We start from the raw sequence: 9,848 nt of genomic DNA, 5'->3' as shown, positions 1-9,848 counted from the left end.
CGAGGTCGATGGTGGAGGACGAGGGGTGCGCAGCATCGGTAGTGGTCATCTCGGCACCATAGCCAAGACCCACCCAGCCGTGTTGGCACGCAGACCCGCGTGGAGCATCCGCCGATCGTGGTGGACAAGCACTTCCGGGCGATCATCCGGTCGGGTTCGTCTCGGATCGTGGTGTCGCCGCGTCGAAGTTGTCGAGCATCGTGGCCAGCGTCCGCAGGACGGTCTCGTAGTCCTCGGCGGAGACGCCGTCGGTCAGGGTCTGCGCGGTGCGCGCTTGCGTGCGGCTCATCTGCTCGAGCAGCTCGCGGCCCGCATCGGTGATTCGCATGGCGGTGGTGCCCGGGGCGACCGGATCGAGGTGCAGCCAGCCGTTGTCGGTCAAGGAGGCGCACGGCGCCGGCCCGGCTCTGCTGCCCGCCGCCGTGGCCCGATTCCTCGAGCACGAACAGCGCGCCGGCACCGTGGCCGCCGACGCCCCCATCGACGGAGTCGCCGCATCGATCGCCGGTGCCTGCTACCTGCGGGCGTTCCTCGAACAGTTCTACGGACCCGACCATCCCCAGCAGCCGATGACCGAGTTCGCCGCCTCGATCATGGCCACGGTCCTGCCCGCCCTGACCACACACCCCGCCGCGTCCACCCCCAGCGACTGACTCACAGCCACACAGACGACGATCTGCGGTTGGAGTCACCGCAGAGCCGCGTCCACGCTGGTGAGGCATGGCCTGGAATCCGTAGGCGTTCAGCGCGGTGACACATTGCATGTTCACAGTCGTTGCCCGCGCCGTACTCGGCGAAGCTCGCACGGACCGACACTCGAAGAATCAACCCTGAACAGTCACTCGAGGTGGGAACTTCAACGGCATCAAGACTGTGATTTACCCTGTGATCAGGAGGTGGATTGTTATGACAGCCGCACACCCACGCCCTGACCTCGCCGCCTACAACGACGCCGCCCGCATGGCCCAATCACAGCTGGTCACCGCACTGCGCGACCTGCTCGGCGCCAAGCTCGTCGCCTACCTGGGGAAGGTCAAGGAAACCCGCGCGGTCCGCCAGTGGGCCGAGGGCACCCGCACTATCAATAACGACACCGACGTCGAACGCCTGCGCATCGCCTACCGCGCCGCCCGCTGATCGCCGAACGCGACACCCCCGCCGTAGCGCAGACGTGGTTCCAGGGCCTGAACCCGATCCTCGACGACCGCCCGCCGGCGCTGCTGCTGCGCGAAGGCGAGCTGTCCGACGTCGGCCCGAAGGTCCTCGCCGCTGCCCGGCAGTTCGCGACGGTCGGATGAGTGCACCGGACCGCACGCTGATCTCCACCTCACGCGGGGATGTCCGCTGCGTCGTGCCCGGCGACCCCGAATCGGTGGCCACCCTGCGCACCCTGTCCGGCCCCATGCGATCCGACACGGTCTGCTCGACCTCGACACCGCGGCGATCCGCAATGCCCGCCCGCGTGCCCTGACCCGGGCGATCTCCCAGTGGATCAACACTCTCTCCGATCCCGGCGGTGAGCCGGTGGCCGGCATCGAGTTCGAGTCCTGGCACGGTGACGGGTTGGTGCTCTGGGCGCTGTACGAGCGTCCCGGTGACGGACCGGTCAGCAAGAACGTCACGGTGCTGGATTACGGCCCTGTCGAGGAGCACGATTCCGATCTGATCGAAGCGATGCGTCTGCACAAACTGGTCTGGGAGGACGACTGAATCATCGGCTCGCCCCGTGGCCGCCGCGGTGTTCCTGCGCCCGACCTGCGTTTTCCCGCGTGCTGTGAACGTGCCACGGTCTATGTAGGAGCGTAGCCCCCTCGAACCACTGGTCTGCCTTGCGGAGCAAGGAGAATGGAGGTGGGCGGACGCGGCCGGACCGGTGATCGGGCGGCGTGCGTACACGGACCTGCGCCTCGTGAGTGTTCGGCTACCGGAGGCAGGAGCGGTCGAGGAGTTCGGCGACATCGAGCAGTTCCGGCGGGTTCATGTGCTGGTGCGGCAAGGAATGCACGCCCGCAGCGGTGACCCACACGGTGCCGGCTCCGTCGATGGTGACGTCCGGGCGGGGACTGCGGATCGGGATGCTGGCGATCGGCTCCCAGGTGACCGGATCGAGGCGGGTGAACAGCCAGTATTGGTGGTGATCGGCCGGATACACGGCCGGCCCCGGCAGTGGCCACCACTGCCCACGGCCGGAACCGTCCGGGGGATGGCCGACGATCCAGAGCAGGTCATCGATCTGTCCGCCGCCGAGGACATGATCAGGCAGCGAGTTCGGCTGGGTGAGGGTGAGATCGTCGAGTATCCGGTATGCGGTGGTGCCGTCGACGATCGTCGGTGGAAGGCCCGTCAGAAACGGCCGATAGGACATCATCGCGGTCTCCAGCGGCGGACCGACGGTCACGGCGGCGTGCAGATCGACCCGGACCAGGCGCGCCGCTCCGAGCGCGCCGGTGCTCGGGTCACGCCGGCGAAACAGCAGGACAAACCCACCTTCGCAGGTGGTCATCGATTCGAGGTCGCCCCACGGCTCGGGTCCGTGCGTCACCGGGTCCTGGCCGGGGCGAGCGAGGATCAGCTCGGTGGTGCCGCGCTCCGGGACCGCCACGGCGAGCAGGGTCTGGGCATGGGCTGCGCCGTCTCGAATCGGTGTGTCGGTGATCGCCTCGACGGTGCCGCCCCGGGTGCAGTGGAAGATTCCGTCCCAGCCGCCCACCCAGCAGCCGTCGGCGTGTGCCCACACCGAACGGGTGCGATCGGCCGGCGGAGTATCGAAGATCTGCCCGGGCACGATGTATTCGCGCACGCGCCGGTCGGCGTCGAGATGCACGACCAGGGGCAGTTCACGGTCTGCGATCCACAGGTCCGACTCGTGCGCGGATATCGCAGCGGGGATCATGCTCGGCCGCAGCGGCGGTGGTGGCACCTCGGTCAAGTCGAGATCGACAAGCACGCCCACCTCGTGAGTGCGCTCGACCAGCGGGTCGGGGCCGGGGGGCCGGGCAACACGGGCGAACGATCGTGGGGACGTGGTGACCTGCCGATAGCGGCGGGTGCCGGGCACCGGCCGGAACGGCGAGTGCGGCTGATCGACCTCGCGCCGGTACCGATCGGATGCGACGCGAATGCGCCGGACCCGACCGCGGATCTGCCCGGTGGTGGCGTAGGACAAATCGCCGATCAGCCGGCCGGTGACCTCGACCTGACCGAGCACCGGACGACGGGTGTACCAGGTGGCCGTCCACCCCACACCGCGCAGCAGCACCGTCCAGTCCCACCACTGCCGTCCGTCCCCGGGCTGCTGCAACGCGGGCTTTCCCGAATGCAGGGGCTCGGCCACAGCGCCAAGTGTGACGATCGACGGATCGGTCGGATCGGCAGGCATCTCCTCGAACAACAACGGAAACACCGCGACGGCACCGACCTCCGGGGGCGGTGTCTCCCCGTCTTCGATCGACACGGCGGTCACCAACACCGGCAGCTGAGTCTGCGGACGCCACACCTGGTCAGGCTCTGTCACCCTGCCAGCGTGCCCGACACGCTGCCGCCGCGCACGATCGGCGCTGCGGTCGACCGAGTCGCGCATTTGCACGAGTACTGTTGACACACCCGGGACCTGTCGATGTGCAGCAGCGTGTCCGGCCAGTCTTCGCTGCATCCCTACACCCGTCGACCTCGAGGACGAGTCGTAGCTGCCCGACGAAGTGGCCCGTCAGGCCCGGGCCGGTGACGGATGGGTCAAACTCATCGGCGACGCGATTCCCGGTGTATGCGGCGCACATGCGCACTCTGTACGGTACGCGCGCGTCGACGGGACCATCGGCGCTGCTGCCCACGAGGCCGGCATCCCGATCTACGCGGGCACCAGGTGCAGCACGGGCGCATCGCCGACGAGATCGCATCGCTCGTGCGCGTGGGTCTCGACCCGACCGAGGCGTACGCCGCGGCGAGTTGGAAGGCCCGCGCATGGCTCGGGCACCCGAGTCTCGAATCGGGGACGTCGGCGGATTTCGTCGTGTACCGGGAGGATCCGCGCAGCGACCCCGCGGCCGCGCGTCCCGATCTTGTGGTGCTCCGCGGCCGGGTGGTCTCGGGGCGCCCCGCGCGGCTGTAGAGAGGGTGCGCGGAGTCACCGGGTGCCGGTTTCGTCCTGGCTCGCGCGTCTGGCAGAATGGTTCGCTGTCGTCGCATCCGGTTACGTACCGCGCGGCGGTCACAGGCTAGAGGCAAAACCGGGCGTGCCAGAAGGGCGCGTCGTCCGAATTGCACGTGACACGCGCCTCGGCGCACCCCGAAGGAGAACACAGCAGTGGCTGTCAAGATCAAGCTCACCCGTCTCGGCAAGATCCGCAACCCGCAGTACCGCATCGTCGTTGCGGACTCGCGCACCCGTCGCAACGGCCGGGCCATCGAGACCATCGGCAAGTACCACCCGAAGGAAGAGCCTTCGCTGATCGAGATCGACTCGGAGCGTGCACAGTACTGGCTGAACGTCGGCGCGCAGCCGACCGAGCCGGTCCTCAACCTCTTCAAGATCACCGGTGACTGGCAGAAGTTCAAGGGTCTGCCGGGTGCCGAGGGCACCCTGAGGAAGGCGGAGCCGAAGCCGTCCAAGCTCGAGCTGTTCCAGGCCGCTCTCGCGCAGGCCGAGAACGAGCCGGCTGCCGAGGCCGTCACGCCCAAGAAGAAGAAGGCTGCCAAGGAAGAGGCCGCCGAGGCGTCCACCGAGGCCGAGTCCACCGAGGCCGCCGAGTAATGAGCGCCGTGGTCGCCGATGCCGTCGAGCATCTCGTTCGTGGAATCGTCGCCCATCCCGACGACGTCCGCGTCGACCTGATCGCGGGCCGTCGGGGCCGCACCGTCGAGGTGCACGTCAATCCCGACGACCTCGGCAAGGTCATCGGCCGCGGCGGTCGCACCGCGACCGCGTTGCGGACCCTCGTCACCGGAATCGGTGGCCGGGGTATCCGTGTCGACGTCGTCGACACCGACCGCTAGGCGAGCGTCGATGGAGCTCGTCGTGGGCCGTGTGGCCAAGTCGCACGGCATCAGAGGCGAAGTCGTCGTCGAGGTTCGCACCGACGAACCCGAAGAGCGCTTCGCCGTCGGCGCGGTCCTGCGTGGCCGTAAGCCTCGCGACAGGCACCTGCACGAGTACACAGTGGAAGCCGCCCGGGAGCACTCCGGGCGGCTTCTGCTGCGCCTGCAGGGCATCGACGGTCGCGACGCCGCCGACGCACTGCGCGGGGTGCTGTTCGTCGTCGACAGCGCCGACCTTCCGCCGTCCGACGACCCGGACGAGTTCTACGACCACGAACTCGAAGGGCTGACGGTGCGGATCGTCGCCGGTCGCCCCGACGGCGGAACCGAGGTCGGCACCGTCCGCGAGGTCCTGCACACGGCCGCCGGTGAACTGCTGTCGATCCGGCCAGCCGGCCAGGAGTGCGGAGAGTTACTCGTCCCGTTCGTCACCGAGATCGTCCCGACGGTATCGGTCCGGGACGGCGTGATCGAGATCGATCCGCCCGAAGGACTCCTCGACCCCGACTTCGGGGAACCGCCGTCCAAGAAGAAGAAGTCGACCGAGGGGAAGCAGTAGTCCGTGCGGCTCGACGTCGTCACCATCTTCCCCGAATATCTCGAACCCCTGCGCGTCGCCCTGCTCGGCAAGGCGATCGACAAGGGGCTCATCTCCGTCGGTGTGCACAACCTGCGCGACTGGACGCACGACGTGCACAAGGCCGTCGACGACGCGCCCTACGGCGGCGGACCGGGCATGGTCATGAAACCCACCGTGTGGGGACCGGCGCTCGACGACGTGCTCGCCGGGCCCGACGGTGAAACCGATCCCGACGTACTGCTCGTCGTCCCGACGCCCGCCGGTCGCCGCTTCGATCAGGCCACCGCACAACGGTGGTCGAAGGAGAAGCGGATCGTCTTCGCCTGCGGCCGCTACGAAGGAATCGACCAGCGCGTCTTCGACGATGCCGCGCGGCGCGTGCGCGTCGAAGAAGTGAGCATCGGCGACTACGTCCTCATCGGTGGGGAGGTCGCCGTCCTCGTCATGGTCGAGGCCGTCGTCCGTCTGCTGCCCGGTGTACTCGGCAATCAGGCGTCGCATCAAGAGGATTCGTTTTCCGACGGACTGCTCGAAGGGCCGAGTTACACTCGGCCGGCGGTGTGGCGCGACCTCGAGGTGCCACCGGTGCTGCTGTCCGGCGACCACGGCAAGGTCGCTCGTTGGCGCCACGAGCAGTCGCTCGAACGCACCCGCGAACGACGACCCGATCTGCTCCCGTCCGACGACTGACGCCGGGCCCGACGGTCCTCAGGGCCGGTGCGCGCTTCCGAGCGTCGTCTCGACCGCCAGCGTGATGGTCTCGCGCGCGTGTTGCGCGCTCCCGTCGTCCGTCGCGTCGTACATCGCCGTGTCGGGCAGGAAACCGGTGTCGTAGAAGGGATCCGACTCTTCGTAGATGACGGTCTCCCAAGCCGCGACCACGACCGCGTACCGGTGGTCGTCGCCGAAGAACCCGGTGGACAGGTGCAGCCATTCACCGGCCAGGCAGCACATCCACCCCTGCTTCACACCCAGGTCCGTGGAGTCGCCGAGACCCTCGGGAAGCCCGAAACGCTGGTCGTATCCGTCGATGCCCTCGTCGGTGAACTCCACCAGATGGCCGACGATCCGGGCCGCGCTCTCATCACCGGAGGCACTGTCGCCGAGCAGATCGTCGTACCAGGTCAGCAGGTCCGACGCCGTCGTGGTCGTGTTCCACCACCAGGACCCCGGATCCGGGGGAGTTGTGCCGGTCAGGTTGTGCCGCTCCACGACGTGCTCGACGATCTCGGGACCACCGTAGGTTTCCCACAACAGCGTCGCCGCGTTGTCGTCCGACGACCGCAGCATCGACCGGATCAACTCGTGGTCCTCGTCGGCGAGCGTCGCCTCGCCCGTCACCTCGCGGTACAGGACCTCCTCGGCGATGAACAGCTTCACCGTCGAGGCGGTCTCGAAGGGTTCGTCCGAACCGCCGAGCACGCGGGTCCCGGATTCACGGTCGAGCACGGCGACAGTCAGGCGCGCTCCGCGGCTGTCGGCGAGCGCGACGGCCGCGTCGATCTGTCGGGGCAGTTCGGCCGTCGACAGCGTCACGGTCGATTCGTCGGAATCGGTGTCCGTCACCGAGGCGAGACCGAGCGCCTCGTGCGGGAGCGGATGGGAGTCCATCGATTCGCAGCCGGATACGGCCAGTGCGGTGGCCACGCACAGCATCATCGCGCCCGATCGTGCGCGTCCGCGCCCGTGCTTCATGTCCGGTTCCTGCATTCCATTGTGCTGTGGACGATAGCGCCGGTCCACCCGGCAGCCTGCACGGACCCCGCTCGCGAGCGCGAGTGCCATTACGCGCGCGGGCGCCCCACGGTCACAGGCGCGGGCGGGGGACGGCAACTGTAGGGTCGTTCGACGTGACGACCGAACTCGACACCGTGAACCAGCGGATCGCCCAGGAACTCGACGTCCGCGAAGACCAGGTCGCTGCGGCCGTGGGACTGCTCGACGGCGGCGCAACCGTGCCGTTCGTCGCGCGCTACCGTAAGGAGGCGACCGGCGGGCTCGACGACGCCCAGCTGCGCACCCTCGAGGAACGCCTCCGCTATCTGCGTGAACTCGACGAGCGCCGTGTCGCGATCCTCGAATCGATCGAGGCGCAGGGCAAGCTCGACGACACGCTGCGCGGACAGATCATGCTCGCCGACACCAAGGCGCGGCTCGAGGACATCTACCTGCCGTTCAAGCCGAAGCGGCGCACCAAGGCGCAGATCGCGCGCGAGGCCGGTCACGAACCCGTCGCCGACGCGCTCATCGGCGACCCCACCACCGACCCCGCCGGATACACCTCCGAGCAGCTCGACGGTGCGCGCGCCATCCTCGTCGAACGCTTCGCCGAGGACGCGGACCTCGTCGGCGAGCTCCGCGAGGCGATGTGGACGCGCGGCAAGGTGAGCTCCACCGTGCGGTCCGGCAAGGAGAACGACGGCGCGAAGTTCTCCGACTACTTCGAGTTCTCGGAACCGTTCACCCAGCTGCCCTCGCACCGCATTCTCGCCCTCCTGCGCGGCGAGAAGGAGGAGGTGCTGTCGCTGTCGTTCGATCCCGAGATCGACGAGCCGGTGCCCGGTGAGCGCAGCTACTACGAGGGCCGGATCGCGACGCGCTTCGGCATCGCCGACGAGGGACGCGCCGCCGACAAGTGGCTGCTCGACACTGTGCGGTGGGCGTGGCGCACCAAGCTGCAGATGTCGCTGTCGCTGGACATCAGGATGCGGCTGCGGCAGTCCGCCGAGAAGGACGCGGTCGACGTCTTCGCCGCCAACCTCAAGGACCTGCTGCTCGCCGCACCGGCCGGAACGCGACCGACGATGGGCCTCGACCCCGGCTACCGCACCGGCACGAAGGTCGCCGTCGTCGACGCGACCGGCAAGGTCGTCGACCACGCCACCATCTATCCGCATCAGCCGCACAACAAGCGTGACGAGGCCCTCGCGGTGCTCGCCGCGCTGGTCGCGCGGCACGGTGTCGAACTGATCGCCATCGGCAACGGCACGGCGTCGCGTGAGACAGACGCTCTCGCAGCCGAACTCGTGTCGCTGGCGAAGGTGCCCGGGCTGACGAAGATCGTGGTGTCCGAGGCGGGCGCGTCCGTCTACTCGGCCTCCGAGTACGCCACCAAGGAACTCCCGGATCTCGACGTGTCCATCCGCGGTGCGGTCTCCATCGCACGCCGCCTGCAGGATCCGCTCGCCGAACTGGTCAAGATCGACCCGAAGTCGATCGGTGTCGGCCAGTACCAGCACGACGTGTCCGAGACGATGCTCGCGCGGTCGCTGGGCGCGGTCGTCGAGGACGCGGTGAACGCCGTGGGTGTCGACGTCAACACGGCATCTGTCCCGCTGCTGTCGCGGGTCTCGGGTATCACCGGCTCGCTCGCGGAGAGCATCGTCGCCCACCGCGACCAGAACGGTCCGTTCCGTGCACGGAGAGCGCTCGAGGACGTTCCGCGACTCGGCCCGAAGGCCTTCGAACAGTGCGCGGGCTTCCTGCGCATTCCCAACGGCGACGACCCGCTCGACGCGTCCGCGGTGCACCCCGAGGCGTATCCGGTGGTGCGGCGGATCGTCGACCGGACCGGCAGCAGCGTCCGCGAACTGCTCGGCAACATCGCGACCCTACGGAAGCTGCGCGCCGACGAGTTCGCCGACGACCGCTTCGGTGTCCCGACCGTCACCGACATCATCTCCGAGCTCGAGAAGCCCGGCCGCGACCCGCGTCCGGAGTTCAAGACCGCGACGTTCGCCGCCGGTATCGAGAAGGTCGCCGACCTGAAGCCCGGCATGGTCCTCGAAGGAGTGGTCACCAACGTCGCGGCCTTCGGTGCGTTCGTCGACGTCGGTGTGCACCAGGACGGCCTCGTGCACGTCTCCGCGATGTCGCGCAGCTTCGTGAAGGATCCGCACGACGTCATCCGGTCCGGTGAGGTCGTCAAGGTGAAGGTCCTCGAGGTCGACGTCGCGCGCCAGCGCATCGGTCTGACGCTGCGCCTCGACGACGAGATCCCCACCCCGGGCGCCGAGAAGTCGGGCGGCCAGCCGCGCGGAGGTGGCCGTCGCCCCGGAGGTCAGGGCAGCGGCAACCAGGGCGGCGGTCGTGGACGCAGCGGTCAGGGCAATCGTAGGCAGCAGGGCCGTGGCGGCGACCGCCGTTCGACGCCGGCCGCCTCCGGATCCATGGCCGACGCCCTGCGACGCGCCGGTTTCGGCAACAACTGACGCGAATCACCGGGTCACTCCTG

Annotated in this window: 11 protein-coding genes and 2 pseudogenes; 10 read left to right on the top strand and 3 right to left on the bottom strand. The window is 68.6% G+C overall.

The annotated features are described in order from the left end of the window. Positions 1–142: 142 nt before the first annotated feature. A complete protein-coding gene (locus AC6CID_RS17105; RefSeq protein ID WP_064061635.1) occupies positions 143–382 on the bottom strand; it encodes a winged helix DNA-binding protein in 240 nt (79 codons plus the stop codon). On the opposite strand from AC6CID_RS17105, the gene AC6CID_RS17100 reads away from it, so the two are divergent. The 4 genes and pseudogenes from AC6CID_RS17100 (at position 372) to AC6CID_RS17085 (ending at position 1,710) form a co-directional block, all read left to right on the top strand. Then, positions 372–653, top strand: coding sequence for a hypothetical protein (locus AC6CID_RS17100; RefSeq protein ID WP_006551241.1), 282 nt, complete (start codon positions 372–374; stop codon positions 651–653). The genes AC6CID_RS17105 and AC6CID_RS17100 overlap by 11 nt on opposite strands. A 253-nt stretch (positions 654–906) precedes the next feature. Further along, positions 907–1,298, top strand: a pseudogene (locus AC6CID_RS17095) (hypothetical protein). Then, on the top strand, positions 1,295–1,471 hold the full coding sequence (locus AC6CID_RS17090) for a hypothetical protein (RefSeq protein WP_019289107.1): 177 nt from the start codon (positions 1,295–1,297) through the stop codon (positions 1,469–1,471). The pseudogene AC6CID_RS17095 and the gene AC6CID_RS17090 overlap by 4 nt, the downstream one beginning before the upstream one ends. A gap of 53 nt (positions 1,472–1,524) precedes the next feature. Then, positions 1,525–1,710, top strand: coding sequence for a hypothetical protein (locus tag AC6CID_RS17085; protein WP_006551243.1), 186 nt, complete (start codon positions 1,525–1,527; stop codon positions 1,708–1,710). 211 nt (positions 1,711–1,921) lie between these two features. On the opposite strand, the gene AC6CID_RS17080 is transcribed toward AC6CID_RS17085, so the two are convergent. Beyond that, positions 1,922–3,514, bottom strand: a complete 1,593-nt coding sequence (locus tag AC6CID_RS17080; protein ID WP_498354224.1) for a hypothetical protein — start codon at positions 3,512–3,514, stop codon at positions 1,922–1,924. A 227-nt stretch (positions 3,515–3,741) separates the two neighbouring features. On the opposite strand from AC6CID_RS17080, the pseudogene AC6CID_RS17075 reads away from it, so the two are divergent. From AC6CID_RS17075 to trmD, 5 genes and pseudogenes are all read left to right on the top strand, one after another. Further along, positions 3,742–4,108 (top strand): annotated as a pseudogene (locus AC6CID_RS17075) (amidohydrolase family protein); the annotation flags it as partial. A gap of 195 nt (positions 4,109–4,303) precedes the next feature. Beyond that, positions 4,304–4,750, top strand: coding sequence for a 30S ribosomal protein S16 (rpsP, locus tag AC6CID_RS17070; protein WP_498354223.1), 447 nt, complete (start codon positions 4,304–4,306; stop codon positions 4,748–4,750). Beyond that, positions 4,750–4,992: an RNA-binding protein gene (locus AC6CID_RS17065; protein WP_006550954.1), complete on the top strand. Its 243-nt coding sequence runs from the start codon at positions 4,750–4,752 to the stop codon at positions 4,990–4,992. Before rpsP ends, AC6CID_RS17065 begins: the two co-directional genes overlap by 1 nt. 10 nt (positions 4,993–5,002) lie before the next feature. Then, on the top strand, positions 5,003–5,593 hold the full coding sequence (gene rimM / locus AC6CID_RS17060) for a ribosome maturation factor RimM (RefSeq protein ID WP_498354222.1): 591 nt from the start codon (positions 5,003–5,005) through the stop codon (positions 5,591–5,593). A 3-nt stretch (positions 5,594–5,596) separates the two neighbouring features. Continuing rightward, positions 5,597–6,304 (top strand): tRNA (guanosine(37)-N1)-methyltransferase TrmD, encoded by a 708-nt coding sequence (trmD, locus tag AC6CID_RS17055; protein ID WP_006550956.1) that lies wholly within the window; start codon positions 5,597–5,599, stop codon positions 6,302–6,304. 18 nt (positions 6,305–6,322) lie between these two features. Here the strand turns inward: trmD and AC6CID_RS17050 are convergent, their stop codons facing one another. After that, on the bottom strand, positions 6,323–7,309 hold the full coding sequence (locus AC6CID_RS17050; protein ID WP_498354221.1) for a serine hydrolase: 987 nt from the start codon (positions 7,307–7,309) through the stop codon (positions 6,323–6,325). A 155-nt stretch (positions 7,310–7,464) separates the two neighbouring features. On the opposite strand from AC6CID_RS17050, the gene AC6CID_RS17045 reads away from it, so the two are divergent. Beyond that, complete coding sequence (locus AC6CID_RS17045; protein ID WP_498354220.1) at positions 7,465–9,825, top strand: Tex family protein; 2,361 nt, start codon at positions 7,465–7,467, stop codon at positions 9,823–9,825. Positions 9,826–9,848 lie beyond the last annotated feature (23 nt).

The sequence above is a fragment of the Rhodococcus sp. GQ147 genome (genome assembly GCF_059759155.1).
Note: the sequence above shows the minus strand (reverse complement) of the source record. Positions and strands in the feature narration are given on the sequence as shown.